The 15,041-nt window shown below is 44.6% G+C and carries 12 protein-coding genes and 2 tRNA genes; 8 read left to right on the top strand and 6 right to left on the bottom strand.

The annotated features are described in order from the left end of the window. Window positions 1-75: 75 nt before the first annotated feature. The gene (locus ACOJTG_RS14795) at window positions 76-546 is read right to left on the bottom strand and encodes a DUF4293 domain-containing protein (RefSeq protein ID WP_104709415.1); all 471 of its coding nucleotides are present in this window, start codon (window positions 544-546) and stop codon (window positions 76-78) included. A 329-nt stretch (window positions 547-875) separates the two neighbouring features. Between ACOJTG_RS14795 and ACOJTG_RS14790 the strand changes: the two genes are divergently transcribed. Both ACOJTG_RS14790 and ACOJTG_RS14785 read left to right on the top strand, forming a co-directional pair. Further along, window positions 876-948: transfer RNA gene (locus tag ACOJTG_RS14790), tRNA-Gly, on the top strand. A gap of 41 nt (window positions 949-989) precedes the next feature. Further along, a tRNA-Leu gene (locus tag ACOJTG_RS14785) sits at window positions 990-1,074 on the top strand. Between the two features lie 418 nt (window positions 1,075-1,492). On the opposite strand, the gene ACOJTG_RS14780 is transcribed toward ACOJTG_RS14785, so the two are convergent. Continuing rightward, window positions 1,493-1,915 (bottom strand): response regulator, encoded by a 423-nt coding sequence (locus ACOJTG_RS14780; RefSeq protein WP_104709416.1) that lies wholly within the window; start codon window positions 1,913-1,915, stop codon window positions 1,493-1,495. A gap of 11 nt (window positions 1,916-1,926) precedes the next feature. Continuing rightward, a complete protein-coding gene (locus tag ACOJTG_RS14775; RefSeq protein ID WP_420154533.1) occupies window positions 1,927-4,155 on the bottom strand; it encodes an ATP-binding protein in 2,229 nt (742 codons plus the stop codon). Between the two features lie 277 nt (window positions 4,156-4,432). Here ACOJTG_RS14775 and ACOJTG_RS14770 point away from each other — a divergent pair, with 277 nt between their 5' ends. The 4 genes from ACOJTG_RS14770 (at window position 4,433) to ACOJTG_RS14755 (ending at window position 7,640) form a co-directional block, all read left to right on the top strand. Continuing rightward, a complete protein-coding gene (locus ACOJTG_RS14770; RefSeq protein WP_420154532.1) occupies window positions 4,433-5,470 on the top strand; it encodes an ATP-binding protein in 1,038 nt (345 codons plus the stop codon). A gap of 103 nt (window positions 5,471-5,573) precedes the next feature. Continuing rightward, on the top strand, window positions 5,574-6,092 hold the full coding sequence (locus ACOJTG_RS14765; RefSeq protein WP_104709419.1) for an HNH endonuclease: 519 nt from the start codon (window positions 5,574-5,576) through the stop codon (window positions 6,090-6,092). Window positions 6,093-6,198: 106 nt separating this feature from the next. Continuing rightward, the gene (gene ruvB / locus ACOJTG_RS14760; protein ID WP_420154531.1) at window positions 6,199-7,224 is read left to right on the top strand and encodes a Holliday junction branch migration DNA helicase RuvB; all 1,026 of its coding nucleotides are present in this window, start codon (window positions 6,199-6,201) and stop codon (window positions 7,222-7,224) included. Window positions 7,225-7,490: 266 nt separating this feature from the next. Further along, window positions 7,491-7,640 (top strand): hypothetical protein, encoded by a 150-nt coding sequence (locus ACOJTG_RS14755; RefSeq protein ID WP_165795901.1) that lies wholly within the window; start codon window positions 7,491-7,493, stop codon window positions 7,638-7,640. Window positions 7,641-7,679: 39 nt separating this feature from the next. Here the strand turns inward: ACOJTG_RS14755 and ACOJTG_RS14750 are convergent, their stop codons facing one another. The 3 genes from ACOJTG_RS14750 to ACOJTG_RS14740 form a co-directional block, all read right to left on the bottom strand. Beyond that, window positions 7,680-8,462, bottom strand: coding sequence for an alpha/beta fold hydrolase (locus ACOJTG_RS14750; RefSeq protein ID WP_420154530.1), 783 nt, complete (start codon window positions 8,460-8,462; stop codon window positions 7,680-7,682). Window positions 8,463-8,568: 106 nt separating this feature from the next. After that, a protein-coding gene (gene prfB, locus ACOJTG_RS14745; RefSeq protein WP_420154529.1) for a peptide chain release factor 2 occupies window positions 8,569-9,661 on the bottom strand; the annotation gives its coding sequence in 2 pieces (ribosomal slippage) (window positions 8,569-9,600 and window positions 9,602-9,661; 1,092 coding nt in all). 139 nt (window positions 9,662-9,800) lie between these two features. Next, window positions 9,801-11,924 carry a peptidylprolyl isomerase gene (locus ACOJTG_RS14740; RefSeq protein ID WP_420154528.1) on the bottom strand — a complete coding sequence of 708 codons (2,124 nt, stop codon included), beginning with the start codon at window positions 11,922-11,924 and terminating at the stop codon, window positions 9,801-9,803. Between the two features lie 312 nt (window positions 11,925-12,236). Here ACOJTG_RS14740 and ACOJTG_RS14735 point away from each other — a divergent pair, with 312 nt between their 5' ends. Together ACOJTG_RS14735 and ACOJTG_RS14730 are read left to right on the top strand one after the other, a co-directional pair. Continuing rightward, complete coding sequence (locus tag ACOJTG_RS14735; RefSeq protein ID WP_420154527.1) at window positions 12,237-13,247, top strand: NAD(P)H-dependent glycerol-3-phosphate dehydrogenase; 1,011 nt, start codon at window positions 12,237-12,239, stop codon at window positions 13,245-13,247. Between the two features lie 172 nt (window positions 13,248-13,419). Further along, on the top strand, window positions 13,420-15,021 hold the full coding sequence (locus ACOJTG_RS14730; RefSeq protein WP_420154526.1) for a hypothetical protein: 1,602 nt from the start codon (window positions 13,420-13,422) through the stop codon (window positions 15,019-15,021). Window positions 15,022-15,041 lie beyond the last annotated feature (20 nt).

The following is a 15,041-nucleotide window of genomic DNA, read 5'->3' as shown; positions in this document are numbered from 1 at the left end:
CACAAATTGTCTGCGGGAAAAGCTATACCGTCAGAAAAGGCAACCATTTAGGTACGCAAAAGCGAACGTTTTACTTTACCGAAGCCGCTCAAAGGCATCTTTCACTTTCTTTTCATCGATACGGATGAAACGGTTTGCCGCTACATTCGACAGCAGAGCCACGGCCAAAACAAAAAAGCCTATCTTGAAGCTACCTGAGGTCTGTGGAGCAAACTGAGCATTAGCCTGTATGTGGGACAGGTACGTAGATAAGCCCAGCAAAACCACCATCACGAGCGTATTAATTAAATTTAGCATCATCTGCCGCAGGCGGTTGGTGTATTGCAGCAGCGAAAAAAGAGCCAAACCTGCTGATACCAGAGCTAAACCCGCCAGATACATTGTATTTGTTTCGGTCGTTGTTTCGCCTTTCGTATACGTCAAAGCATAGGCATCCAGGACAGCTGTTTCGGCTCCAACTGACTTTTGCCAAATGGGAAAGGCTAAGTACAGGGCCATGGACAGTACGATTAATGCAAGAAAGAGTGTTTGAGGACGCTGAAGCATAGAAATAAATCAAATGAAATGTACAAAGCAAAAGTAACGGAGAAAAATCCTGTAACCAATCCTAGCAGGTAGCTACAGGAAGGAGATGTAAAGGTAAAGCTTGGCTATAGAAAACCACACACAGGAGGCAGCTAGAAAAAAATAGAAAAATGTGCAAAAAAGTAGAAAGAGGTAAGGTTTTGATTTAGAGAGTTTTATTGGCTGAGACGGTTAGGATATCGATTCCTGAGGCAAAATTTTTAAGATTTTTTTGACTAGCCTCTTGACAAACCCCCTTTTTAGCTCGTATGTTTGCAGTCCCAACGGTAAGGGAAACGGCAAATTAACAAGCGAAAGTAGCTCAGCTGGTAGAGCGCGACCTTGCCAAGGTCGAGGTCGCGGGTTCGAACCCCGTCTTTCGCTCGACAAAAAGGCTCCGCAAGTCGGAGCCTTTTTTGTAGGAGGCCCGGGTGGTGGAATGGTAGACACGAAGGACTTAAAATCCTTTGGGCAGTGATGCCTGTACGGGTTCGAGTCCCGTCTCGGGTACAATAAACCCCTGGTAAGTATCTAACTTACCAGGGGTTTTCTCTTTTAAATACTATCTATTGCAATCTTTAAATTTGCCAATAGAAAATTAGTTAGGCAAAGCCATTTAAAATAGACTACACGGACATACCTATTTAATGCATTCTTACCGAGAAGGAGAAGTTTTATAAGAGCAAAGAGTCTGCTTGTATTTTATCCACATAAGTACTGTTGAAACCGATTGGATAGTATCATTTAATGGAAATGTACAGCACTATACATATTAAAAGTAAAATTCTGTACGTAAGAAAGTGATGTTATACTAGGTAAGTGATTAAAGCTTTCATAAGAAACACTGCATGCAGCACTGTGATCAATATAAGCCTATCTATTATTTGAGATACTAATAAAAAAGCCGGTCTCTAAAGTCCGGCTTCTGTTAGTGTTGTCCTCTTTGGGCTACCCAAAAATCAATGGCTCTTTGTAACATTTCGCTAACTTCTCGATAACCCCCTGGTTTGATCAAATAAGCATTCGCTCCTAAGTCAAAGGCTTCCCGCATATCTTTCGGATTATCCGATGTGCTGTAGACCACAATGGGTAACGTACGTCCCTGATTATGAGAGCGAATTTGCTGTAAAACTTCAAAGCCATTGTTACCGGGTAAATTCAAATCCAGCAACAACATTTTAGGCGTTGACGTCTCTTTATTTTGATAGGTACCTCGACGAAGTACGTAATCGACGGCTTCTATACCGGTGTTCAATACTTTATAACTGGGCGGCTGCTCGATCTTGCCGACCACACGCTTAAAAATATCAACATCGTCCGGATTATCCTCTACATATAATACATCTATCATGGCCGGCCTGATTAATGGGTGGGTATTGCTACGTAAAAAGTTGTTTCTTTAAAAGGTTCGCTGTAAAACCATACTCTACCGTGGTGACGCTGCATAATGCGTTTGACAATGGCTAATCCTACGCCATGTCCTTCAAACTTTCTGGCATTATCCAACCGCTTGAATAAATCAAAAACCTTACCACCTTGTTTCATATCAATGCCAATTCCATTATCTGTTACAGAATAGATGATTTCATCGGCATTTTTTACTCCTTTTACAATAATATGAGGCTTTGCTACCGGACGCGTATATTTAATAGCATTAGACAATAAATTGCTAAATACTTGTGTAATCATCGTTTTATCACCTTTTAACGAAGGTGTCTCTTCGATTTCGATGGTAATAGGAGTGCCTTTTTCACTGACTAATAATTCGTCTTTTAGTGAATAAAGCAATTCCCGCATTTCGATGGGCTCGGCGGATAATTCCGTTCGCCCACTTCGAGCGTAATGAAGAATTTCACGAATGAGGTCTCCCATTCGATTACTGGCGGACACAATTTTCTCAAAGAGGGGTAACATTTCCTCATCTAATCGATCTGAATAATCAATTAGAAGTACTTCTGCGTAGGTTTTAATGGAAGCTAAGGGTGTTCGCAAATCATGTGACACCGTATAGCTAAACGTATCGAGTTCCTCGTAAGCCAGCTTGAGCTGTTCGTTCAGGATACGAATTTGGTTGGCCCGTTGGGAAAGAATTTGTAAAATGTCTTCCCGTAATTTCAAGGCTATATTAATCTCAGCCTGCCGCCATACGTCAGACGTACTGCGTACAATCTGGGTCCATTTAGCAAAACTCTTCCGGGGACTCAAGCGGAGCTGACCACTGGGTTCGGCTACTACAGGTTTTTCATCCGGATTTCCTCCCCAGGATACCTGCTGAATGACTTCCGGCTTAAACCAAATCACGTACTCTTCCAATTGCCGGGAAATCACGATAGCCATCACTCCCGAAGCTTCGGCCCGGTTAGCTTCGGCCGGACCAAACAGCCTAGGGAGCTGATGCGTATGGAAAATGGTATCAATTTTGGTATGCTTCAGCCACTCGATCAATTGCCGGATGAAGGCTTCATTGGGCGTATTCCCCAGCGTATATAGCTTTCCTTCGTACAGTAAAGCCATTCCCGCCGCTGAAGTAATGTCCATCGCAGTGGTTTCCATCTTGATTAAGCCCTGTACGACGTTCCAATCCCGCTGCATTTGCTCGAACAAGGTCTGTTCGCTTCGCCAAAGTTTATTAACGAGCGTTAGATCTTCTTCATCCTTGCGAAATTCCAAAGCAGCGGATAGCAACTGACTAATGACTTTCCCCGACATCCGAGCAGTATAGTCAACCAGTCGTGGACCCTGGTAATGATGGCAGGAAATCAGTCCCCATAGTTCTCCCTTGTACAGCAGAGAAAAGCTCATACTGGACCGAACGCCCATATTTTTCAGGTACTCAATATGCACTGGCGATACAGCCCGTAATACCGAATGCGTCAGATCCAGCGGCTTTCCAGTCTGGTCATCCGTAGGGGGATAAATGGATACGGCCCGGTCACTAGCGTCAACAATCGTGCGGACCAGATTAATTTTATAAAGTTCGCGGGCTTGACTGGGAATATCAGAAGCGGGATAATGAAGTCCTAGAAAAGGTTCGAGGTCTTTATCCTTCGCTTCAGCGACTACTTCACCGTTCCATTCTTCATCAAAACGATAAATCATAACCCGGTCATACCTAGTAATGAGTTTGATCTCCGCCGCAACCTTTTCCAGTAGTTCCTGGATCGTCTTGCTCTGCTGAAGGTTCGTCATGACCCGACTTACTAGGTTTTGCAGCGTACTAGGAAAGAGGGCTTCGTCTTTTAGTTCAAACTCTAGTAGGTAAATGTCGTCCAGCTGCTGAATAATCAAGTGATAGTCGCGTTCCTGCACCCGAACGCTGAAAGGATTTAACGTTTCCAGCGAACTTTGTTTCAACGCAAACTGAATCAGATGAGTAATCTCCTGCCCTGACAAATCGCCTAGCTGCAGCTTCTCCAGCGGCAGACCAATCACCTGCGATAAATTATCCGGATAGAAAGCCGAAAGATTACTACTGCATTGACGAATCAGAAACGTTTGAGCATCTACCGAAAGTAAATACCCATGGGCCTGAATTTTACCTAAATGCCGGATGGGTTCGCGGTCACAAGCTTGAATATCTATTTCTTGCATCTATTCAGAATGGATAAACAAATCACTTTTCTAAAAACGGAAGAAGGCTTTTTAAGTAACGAATTTGGCAAGCTAGAGTTTTCAAAAATAATAGAAATGTTAGTACGAAGGCAAACCTTTAGTAATGAGTTGCCCGAATCTGCTCCGCATGAAAACTGCCCAGAAGATGTATAGGATTGGCCATTAAAAATGCTTGTTCAATAGAGAATCAGCGGGAAAACGGATATATTGCGTGCTACATATCCGTCGCCCGCTTTTAGATAAATGCGTAGTTGGCTTGGCCACATACATGAATTCCAGCCGTATATCCCATTCAGAGATCAGGAAGCCGCTTGGCTTCTTTCTTCTATCCTTAGACGGAACGTTTGTAGACTGTAGTTTTCACTTCCTTCAGTTTACTTCTTATTCAGCTGCATCCTTACTAGGAAAATCTATTCGCGACGTTTTTACGCCTGAAACAGTTCAATGGATTGATCAGGCGAGTGAGCAGTCCATTACAAGTACTAAGGGCTCTCTCGTTACACGTGCGGGAGCAGAAATCCAGGGTACCTATGAGATCGCTAAAGAAGAACAAGGCATTCGGTTTAGCTACGCCGAATCTACGGAAGGTCCCAAACCTGCTCTGAGTGAAGACTGGTCGCTGATGAGTAAAGTCGTATCGCACGATCTGCGGGAACCCTTGCGTAAGACGTTGCTAAATATTGATATGATTCGGGGAAATACGCAGAACGTTATTACGCCCGATAGCCGAATGCTATTACAGATTACCAACGATCTTAGTTACCGAGCCCTACAACTGCTTGATGCCATTCAACTCTATATTTCGCTTGCTCACGTCACGCGGCGTACGTTGAGACCCATTAATCTTAATGAGGTTCTCAACAAGTCCTGGAATAAAGTTCAGGAAGAAAACGGACTTTCGTCTCAGATACTAACTGCCGGGAAATTACCGGTGGTATGGGGGCATTCGGATACTCTACAAGCGTTGTTCTATCAGTTATTAGACAATGCCGTAAAATTCAGTAATCCGCAACGACCGCTACAAATCGCGGTACAAACTTCCGAAGCTGGCCAGAATATGGTCCAGATTCACGTACGCGATAACGGACTGGGCTTTGATCCCGTCTATCGGACGGATGTTTTTCAGCTCTTCAAACAACTCAATCGCAATACCGCAGGGTGTGGAGCAGGTCTGGCCATTAGTCAGAAAATTGTTGAAAGTCATCGGGGAAATATACAGGCTCAAACGCAAGTGGGTGAGGGGACAACTATCACGCTGACACTGCCCGAAGCATCCCCTTCTCAGCTGAATTGAGTTCGTTCGGCTACTTCTGAAAGGCATATATTATTTTTTTGCAAATACTTCGTTATTGTTGAGAAAACGCTAACTTGCTTAGCGTCAAAACCCTCGCAAAACCATGGGCAGAAAAGTATTAGTGCTGAATCAGGATTACTCAGCCTTGACGATTTGCTCAGTCGCCAAAGCTTTTTTACTCGTCTACCTCAAAAAGGCTGATCTGGTTTCAGAATCTCAGACGGAAAATCTACGGAGCATTTCACAATCTTTTCCTATGCCGACGGTCATTCGCTTGCACAAGTACGTGTACTTACCGTACCGGGGCGTAATGCTGACGCGACAAAACATTTTTCGGCGGGATGGGCACCGTTGCCAGTACTGCGGTACCAGCGACGACCTGACGCTTGATCACGTACTACCAAAATCCAGAAGTGGCAAATCAAGCTGGGATAATCTGACTACGGCCTGTAAACGCTGTAATTCAAGGAAAGGTGATTTTACTCCCGAAGAAGCCGGAATGCCTTTGCGACAACGGCCTTTCAAACCATCGTTCATCATGTTTATTCGGGATTTTTCGGGTATGATTGATGAAACCTGGCTGCCTTTTCTGACGCGTAAGGAAAAAAAGGTGACGGATTAAAAGCCCTACCTTTTCTAAAATTCCTTCTCCCTGTATCTCGTAGTAGGTGGTTTTCGTTGCCGAAACTTGTATTTTTGAAAGTGGACGATCAAACAGGAACCAGAGCATGCGGGAAGATTATTTGAAAGGCGAAAAAGAAACGCTTACGAGAGATGACCGGGAGATGGAGCGGGCGTTACGGCCTTTGAGCTTTAGTGATTTCACCGGGCAGGAGAAGATTCTTGATAATCTGAAAATATTTGTTTCTGCCGCTAAGATGCGGGAGGAACCCTTAGACCATGTACTCTTACACGGCCCTCCGGGATTAGGCAAAACGACGCTTTCCAATATCATTGCCAACGAGTTAGGGGCCGGTATTAAAATTACATCCGGACCCGTACTGGACAAACCCAGCGACTTGGCCGGGCTTTTAACCAATCTTCAGCCCCACGACGTTTTGTTCATTGATGAGATTCACCGGCTGAATCCCATTGTTGAAGAATACTTGTATTCGGCGATGGAAGATTACAAAATTGACATTTTACTGGATTCTGGCCCCAATGCTCGTACCGTACAAATTGGACTCAATCCTTTTACCCTGATTGGAGCTACTACCCGGGCGGGTTTACTGACCTCGCCGTTACGGGCTCGGTTTGGGATCAATGCCCGATTGGAGTACTACGATGCAAAGCTACTGACGTCGATCATCAAGCGTTCGTGTGCCATTTTGAAGACTCCGGTAGAGGAGACGGCTGCATTTGAACTGGCCCGCCGAAGTCGTGGAACCCCACGGATTGCCAATAACCTGCTTCGTCGAACGCGGGATTTTGCTCAGGTAAAAGGTGGTGGAGTCATTACGGTGGCTATTGCTGAAATGGCTTTGGCAGCTCTTGACGTCGATCATAATGGACTTGATGACATGGACAACCGAATTTTGAGTACCATCATTGAGAAGTTCAAAGGTGGACCCGTAGGTCTGTCTACTATTGCCACGGCCGTAGGCGAAGAAGCAGAGACGATTGAAGAGGTGTATGAACCGTTCTTGATTCAGGAAGGGTATTTAAAGCGAACCTCTCGCGGAAGAGAAGCTACGGAAAAAGCGTATAGTCATTTAGGGATTATTCCTAAGTACCGGGCGGGGGAGCTATTCTAAAATTGTTGGTTGGTACGAGTTGAAAACAGATTGCATTGAGCCAAGAATAGGAGAAGGGTAGAAAAAAAGTTAGGTGTATTGAATTAATTCAAGAAATTTTTGTTTTATTCAACAAATGGTTAACTTTGATCATCTTGTCTGTAAATCATAAAAAATTAGATAATACGAAGATTGATTATTCGCGATTTCTAAAATTTTTATTGTAAATTTATAGGCCTAAAGATTCGCGTATACCACCAAAACCACCTAAAACTACCAATACAAGTATGAAAAAGCTCAATCATTACCGCCTCTTGCAATGGGTAGTTTTTTCACCAATTCTGATTCCGCTGTGCTTAGTAATGGGAGCTATTGAAGGAATTCAGACTACGTTTGGAAAAGTTATTCACCAAATCAAAACGGACGTCGCTTCTTAAACTCACTACTCTGTTTGCATATATAAAAAAAGCTCCAAGCTAGGCTTGGAGCTTTTTTCGTTGCAGATATTCAGCCGTATGCTGAATGAGATGATTATGTCCACATCGCAATACGATTCGGCTGGCTGTGGGCACTTGTTCACATAAGTGATTAACCAGTTCGGGAGGCATCATTCGATCAAACTCACCCATGAAAAATTGCACTGGTATCGCATATTGATTCAACAAATGGATGAGTGAATGCGGAGAGAACCGCAAGTGACGAAAGGCAACCCAGGAATGATATACGCGAGTTCGTTTTTCCGGAGAATCTAGCATCCACAGAGCAAATCGCATCGTACTGGGATGAATCAGCTTGACTCGTCCCAGCCATTGGGCTAGCTTCATCAGCCAGGAAACATGGAAAATCGTGTACTTGAAAATAGAACGACTCATGGGATTGCGTACTGCCAATGTATAATAGGGACTTTCACGAATTCCGTCCGGAGCCAGCAAAAATACATGCCGAATACGCGAAGCAAATCCTTCAAGGGTAGCCAGAGCAAAACGCCCACCCATACTAAAACCTACGATACTAAAATCTTCGATGGACTGCTGAGTTAGGAACTCCTTAAACTGTGCTTGCCATTGGGCTTTAGAAAAAGCTTCGTCAGAGGTATGGGTATTGGCTCCGTGAAAAGGCAGATCGAACGCATAAATGGTATACAGTGTACCCAATGATTCAGCCCAGCTTTGGTAAATCTGGTGACTTTGTCCGATACCGTGAAAAGCGATTAAGACCTCGGGCCCATTGCCCCAACGGTGGTAGGTAATCAGTGACATAGTTGGATAGCTGTGAAGCAGTACCATAAAGAAATAGGCGATGATCTATTCCTGAACCGGGACTTCGTACGGAATAAGAAAGGGTACCCCTGGGATACCCTTTATGTTAACTCTGTTCTTCACTTACGTCCGACATGAGGTACGCCTTGATGAAGTCGTTGATTTCCCCATCTAAAACGGCATCTGTATTAGAGGTCTGATGACCGGTACGGTGGTCTTTTACCCGGCGGTCGTCCAGTACGTAACTACGAATTTGACTACCCCATTCGATTTTACGTTTAGTAGCATCTAGCTCAGCTTTCGCAGCCAGACGTTTTTCCAGCTCCATCTGGTATAATCGCGATTTCAGCAAGCGTAAGGCTACTTCCTTATTCTGTAGCTGGCTACGTTCCTGCTGACACTCGATAATGATACCCGAGGGTTTGTGTTTCAGACGAACGGCCGTTTCCACCTTGTTCACGTTCTGTCCACCCGCTCCACCGCTTCGGAACGTATCCCAGTCGATATCCGCTGGGTTGATTTCAATTTCAATGGTATCGTCCACGAGCGGGTACGCAAATACGGACGCGAAAGAAGTATGACGGCGGGCATTGGAATCAAAAGGGGAAATCCGTACCAGTCGGTGCACACCGATTTCAGCCTTTAAATTCCCGTACGCATATTCACCTAGAATTTCTAGCGTAGCCGATTTTACACCCGCTACATCACCATCAGCTACGTTGACGACGTTGATTTTAAAGCCATTTTTCTGAGCCCACATCGTATACATCCGAAGCAACATGTTGGCCCAGTCCTGGGATTCGGTACCACCGGCTCCAGCGTTGATCTCCAGTACAGCGTCCATGTTGTCGCCTTCATCGGACATCATTTTACGGAATTCAATTTCGGCCAGCTTGGCTTCTAACTTCGCTGCTTCAGCGTCTACATCTGCTTCGCTAGCTTCACCAAGTTCCTGAAATTCCATCATGGTTTCCGTATCGCCCAAGTGTTGATTGAGCTGGTCGAAACCTTCCGTCCAGAATTTAAGGCCGCGAATTTCACGAAGGATTTTTTCCGCCCGGTCGCGATCGTTCCAGAATTCCGGATCGAGCGTTTTCTGTTCTAATTCTTCAATTTGGTACTTTTTGCCATCGTAGTCAAAGGTACCCCCTCAAGGCCTCTATGCTGGCCTTCAAGTCTTTCAACTTGTCTTGTGTCATATGCTCAGGAAGTTCGTCGTTGCCGACGAAAAGCTATGGTTGATGATAATCGTTTTTCCTTATAAAAGCGAAAACCCGGCCTAAGCCGGGTTCTCATTATCCGACATACGGATTAACTGTAAAATCCGTAAGGTTGTTCCTAGAAGAATTTCGCCCGGTAATCTTTCACTTTCGCGTTGTCACGAATGGCTTCATTTACAAAGTAGCCGGAACGTTGCAGTTCCATTTGTAAGGCCGTGTTTTTGTACTGAGCGTAATCAGCAATCGCCGGAGCAGGCGTTTTTTTCAAGGTTTCCATGATGAATACACCACCTTCACCTTTGAAAGGCTTTGATTTCTGACCGGGTTTCATACCGAAGGCTTTACCCAAAGCGGTAGGATCGGCACCCGCTGACGTCAGCAGACCGCTAGTTAGCGTTAGATCATTGGCTGATTCTACCAAAGCACCCGCTCCGTATTTCTGAGCGATAGACTCCAGTGTACCGGCACCGGACAGTCCACCGAGTTTCTTCATGATTTCTTCAGCTTTGCGTTCGTTGCGTACTTTGGCAGTCAGCTCGTCACGGAAATCATCTACTTTCACTTCATCTTCCGAAGTTTTACCCGTCAGAGCCGCTACAATGTAGGCATCATTTACTTCGAATACCTGCGATACATCACCTACATCCGTTTTGTCATCAAAAGCCCACCGAACGACGGGTTGAGCATTCTGCATCATGTTCAGGTTCGTCGATCCTTCCGGAATACGGTTTGCTTTCAACAGTACCAGCGACTTGTCTTTCTTAGCCGCTGCTTCCATGTCTTCAAGCGATTTGTTGGCTGCGGCAAACGCATCCGCTTTACGGTATACTTCGTCGCGGGTAGCCTGGCTGGGCCCGAGTTGTTTCGATACGGCAATGATGCGGTACTGCAGGTTGTTTTTCGCTTCGGTTACTTTGATGATGTGGTAACCAAAATCCGTTTCAACGACGCTAGGAAGCAGACCCGTACCGTTGAAGCCAAATACAGCCGTTTCAAACGGTTTTACCATGGAGCCATTGTTCTGGAAATAACCCAGATCGCCACCACGTTGAGCCGTACCATCTGAACCATTCTGAGCAGCCATAGCGGCAAAATCCGCTCCGCCTTTCAGTTCTTTCAGGATATTCTCAGCCCGTACCTTAGCAGAGGCCTTCGCCGAATCTGACTCATTCGTAGGACGGATCAGGATGTGGCTTGCTTTAACCGTATACAGTGAATCACGTTTGGTACCCGTGTACTTATAAATCGTATACGTATTATCCGTACGGAAAGGACCCGCAATCTGACCGGGGAAAAATCCGGCTACTGCTTCTTTCAGTTGATCGTCCATGTCACGCAGACTCCAGTAAAGTGGGTGCGGTACATCCGAGTTCATCCGGGCAAACGACGAATCGTTAGGCGATTTAGCCAAATCTTTCGCCAGTTGAGTCAACGTATTCTTTAACGCTAAGCTATCCGCTTTAGAAGGGGCTACACCGAAAGCTACGTAATCGAGGCTACGGGTGTTCGCTCCTTTGTATTCGTCTTTATGAGCATTCAGATAATCTTTCAGCTCTGAATCGGTCACTTTAATGGTAGAATCCGCAATCGAGTAGAAAGGTACATAAAGGTATTTTGCGTCCACTTTCGCCGTTTGTCCTTCGTAATCTTTCTTCGCTTCGGCCGTCGTAACATAGCTGGACATACGGATCAGGTTCACGTACCGTGACATCAGGTGTTGACGCTGAATGTCCCGTACGAAAGCCTGCCAGCCCAGTTGCTGAATCGAACCAGCGGGCATTTTCATGATTTGCTCCCGTTGCTGAAGAACGCGATTTTTGTCGAAGATGCCCGTTTGGGGATCCGTGAAACTCTGGCGTACGGCTGGGTCAATATATTTACCGAAGAACATATCCGCTTTTTCCTGGTCGGAAAGCGTCAGTCCTAAAGCATCAAATTCTTTTTGGTAGGCGTAGTCGATTAACAGATCATTCCAGACTTTTTCGCGGAGCTGGGCCAGCACCTGATCATTGGCTGACTGACCTGACTGAGCTTCGTACTCGACGCGGGCCTGGTCCAATTTTTTCTGGAAATCCTGGGCCAGAATACTATTTCCGGCTATCTCACCTACTTTTTGAGTCTTTCCACCAAAAAGTCCCCGCGATCCGAGGAGGTCACCGCCCACAATAAATAGAATGAGGGCAATGGCAATAATGGTAATTGCAATTCCTGAACGTTCTCTGATTTTGTTAACTAAAGCCATACGACCATTTTATTAGAACCGCAAATTAACGTTTTTTTCCATTGATTCCCAAACGTATCCCGACTGCTTTTCAGGAAAGTAGTTCGTGTATTTACGAAGTAAGGTTGAGGATTGACCGGGTTTTTCAGGAATGAATGGGAGAGATTCGACGTACATGCTGTATTTTCACCCGACCGAAACGATATTTCTGAGAAGCGTTGGGTAGAAAAGGCGTAACAAATCTTGGCCTTATGCCGGAAAATAGGGCAGTACTCGCCTAAATTATATACAGAAACTTCGCTACATTCTACTCAACTTTTTTGATTATACACCTTGAAAGAAGTTAGTAAAACGCCTACGTCCGTGGCAGTCATTGGCGGAGGGAGCTGGGCAACCGCCATTATTCGTATTCTTTCCGAGAACGAAGTGAAAATTCGTTGGTGGTTACGCAACCGAAAGGATGCTCAACATATCCGTAAATTTCACAGCAATCCCCGGTATCTAAGTGGTGTGGTACTCCATCCCAAACGCGTTAAACCGTTTACGCGTTTGCCCGAAGCGGTGAAAGGAAGTGAAGTCATCATTTTAGCCGTACCCGCTGCTTTTATAACGGAAGCTCTGGCAGAGCTAAAACCCGAAGACTTTGTGGGCAAAACCGTGGTATCGGCCATTAAAGGGATGATTCCGGGTGAAAATCTGCTGGTTACCGACTGGCTGGAAAAAAACTACGGCGTTTCGCAGGATCAGTTCTGCGTAATCGCCGGTCCTTGCCATGCCGAAGAAGTAGCCTTGGAAAAGCAGTCGTACTTAACCATCGCTTCACCGGATATACAGCGGGCTACGGCGTTTGCCGACCTGATGAATTGCCGTTTCGTCAGTACCCATCCGCTAACCGATTTATACGGCGTTGAATACTGTGCAGTGATGAAAAATATCATTGCTCTCGCCTGCGGTATCTGTCATGGAATTGGATACGGTGACAACTTTCAGGCGGTACTGGTTTCGAATGCCATGCAGGAAATCAAACGTTTTCTGGACGTCATTTATCCGTATTATCGCGATTTGATGGGCTCAGCCTATCTCGGCGACTTGTTAGTAACTTCGTATTCCCAATTCAGCCGAAACCGTACGTTTGGAAGCATGATTGGGCGGGGATACAGCGTGAAGTCCGCTCAGATGGAGATGAATATGGTGGCTGAAGGGTATTATGCCGTTAAGTCTATCTATGAAATTAATCGCCAGTTTGAGGTAAACATGCCCATTATGAATGCCGTCTACGCGATCTTATACGAACGCTCTTCTCCGACGGTTGAAATTGAAATTCTGAAAAATTTGCTGCGGTAGTAGTTTAAGAAGATACAGCGTAACCGGCAAAGTATAAATTCTTTTTTAGAACTATACTTTGTCGGTTACGCTGTATTTTTGGCCCTGCTTATTCTTCCCCTACTGATCCTTCCCTTACTAATTAATTTACTTAGGGAAGAGGAATCATGGGCTTAATGAAACCGCCGAACCAATGCGTAAAGCTTTACCCATCTTTATTGCCTGTATTCCCATTGTGTTTTTTTATGTAGTAATTAATCAGGTAGCCGTCAATTTACCCTGGGCCGATGATTCGATCCTGATCTATTTCCTTTACATGTATAAATTGCCGGAAGTCAGCTGGTTCCACTTCTGGAAGGATGCCTTCTCTGTACATGCTGAACACCGAATTGTCGTACCCCGGTTGTTGATGTTACTTAGTTATTTAATTCAGGGGGAAATCAATGTCAAAACGGTTTTATTGATAGGTAACCTAAGCATACTAGGCTCGGCCTATATTTTATATAGATATTTCAAGCGATCCCTTTTATCTCCCTGGTTTTTCGTTCCTGTAACATTCCTATTATTTCAGCCCGTCTATTGGGAAGATAGTCTTTGGCTGATTTGTGTAGTACAGCATACGCTGGTTATTTTTTGGGTGCTCCTTTCCCTGCATCTCTTACAGTTTAATAAAAAGGCCTATTTTATTACTGCCTGTATAAGTGCTATTCTGGCGATTTTTACCAGTGGAAATGGTTTGCTTGTTTGGTTTCCAGGGGTACTAATGCTATTGATGCAGCAGCGTAAAAAAGAAGTAATCATATGGGCTTTTTTGATAGGCATTGCTGTCGGTAGTTACTTTATTGGTTTTAACCAAACTAGTCCTTCGCACTACGGAGAAAGTTTAGCTAATCCAGTAAGATTAGTTGAGTATGTATTTGTTTTTCTGGGAGCCAATGTTTCCGTTACCAATACTGGTAAAGCAATGCTGGTTGGCTTATTCATTGTTAGTATTGCCGTAGCAGCACTTATCTATTTTGTACGGACCGGTCAGACTAACGTTTTTCCGGTTTGGTCTCTAGTCGCTTTTTTAATTTTTACGGCTGGATTAGTTTCCTTATCGCGTTCCTGGCTGGGACTATCCGTTATTGGTAGGTATCAGATTTATGCTACGTATGCAGTGGTTGGAGCCTATGTTTTAGTGGTCTTTTTGATTGCTAATTATCACTGGAAGAAATACTTAATAGCTCCTCTGGTTATAATGATGGTAATTTATTCGGTTTTAGTTTGGTATACGTACTGGCCTGCCCTGATTTATCGTAAACACCTGATGGAAGCTGAAGCAGTAAACTGGCAAGAAAACGGTAGGTTTATGAGTGTATACGAAAGTGACAATAAGATTACAAAACGATTTTATCCCGAGCTTATTAAAAACGATATGTATCGTTTTCCTGCTGAATTACGTAATAGACTGAAAGAGGCTACTCAAACAATATCCCCAGATTCGGTAAGGTATCAGTATTATTCGGGCCAAATGTATAGTGGAACAGAAGCTTTTGTAGCAGAAACACCTGGAATAAATTTAAATGAAGCAAGTACGTATCTGGTCATAAAAGATTCAGTAAATCACACCTTTTTAGCACCTTTCCGGGCCAACTCTAATACATTAAATAACTTTGCAGCGACAGGCCATGTATTTGCTCCAGGTGGAAAAGCTACTGTATTAGTAGAAACCATGCCCGCAGGAACCTACGAATTAGGGTTATTTCGTCAGGATACTGTAAAGTGGCTTGCCCAGAAATGGACAAAGCCTTAGAGGTAGGTCAGAGGCCATTA

The sequence above is a fragment of the Siphonobacter sp. genome, assembly GCF_048595215.1.
GTDB lineage: Bacteria > Bacteroidota > Bacteroidia > Cytophagales > Spirosomataceae > Siphonobacter.
This window is presented reverse-complemented; position numbering and strand designations above follow the sequence as displayed.

Excerpts from the sequence above, each read along its gene's own strand:
- ACOJTG_RS14795 (WP_104709415.1), bottom strand. The coding sequence starts at position 546 with ATGCTTCAGCGTCCTCAAACACTCTTTCTTGCATTAATCGTACTGTCC.
- ACOJTG_RS14780 (WP_104709416.1), bottom strand. The coding sequence starts at position 1,915 with ATGATAGATGTATTATATGTAGAGGATAATCCGGACGATGTTGATATT.
- ACOJTG_RS14775 (WP_420154533.1), bottom strand. The coding sequence starts at position 4,155 with ATGCAAGAAATAGATATTCAAGCTTGTGACCGCGAACCCATCCGGCAT.
- ACOJTG_RS14765 (WP_104709419.1), top strand. The coding sequence starts at position 5,574 with ATGGGCAGAAAAGTATTAGTGCTGAATCAGGATTACTCAGCCTTGACG.
- ruvB (WP_420154531.1), top strand. The coding sequence starts at position 6,199 with ATGCGGGAAGATTATTTGAAAGGCGAAAAAGAAACGCTTACGAGAGAT.
- ACOJTG_RS14755 (WP_165795901.1), top strand. The coding sequence starts at position 7,491 with ATGAAAAAGCTCAATCATTACCGCCTCTTGCAATGGGTAGTTTTTTCA.
- ACOJTG_RS14750 (WP_420154530.1), bottom strand. The coding sequence starts at position 8,462 with ATGTCACTGATTACCTACCACCGTTGGGGCAATGGGCCCGAGGTCTTA.
- ACOJTG_RS14740 (WP_420154528.1), bottom strand. The coding sequence starts at position 11,924 with ATGGCTTTAGTTAACAAAATCAGAGAACGTTCAGGAATTGCAATTACC.
- ACOJTG_RS14730 (WP_420154526.1), top strand. The coding sequence starts at position 13,420 with ATGCGTAAAGCTTTACCCATCTTTATTGCCTGTATTCCCATTGTGTTT.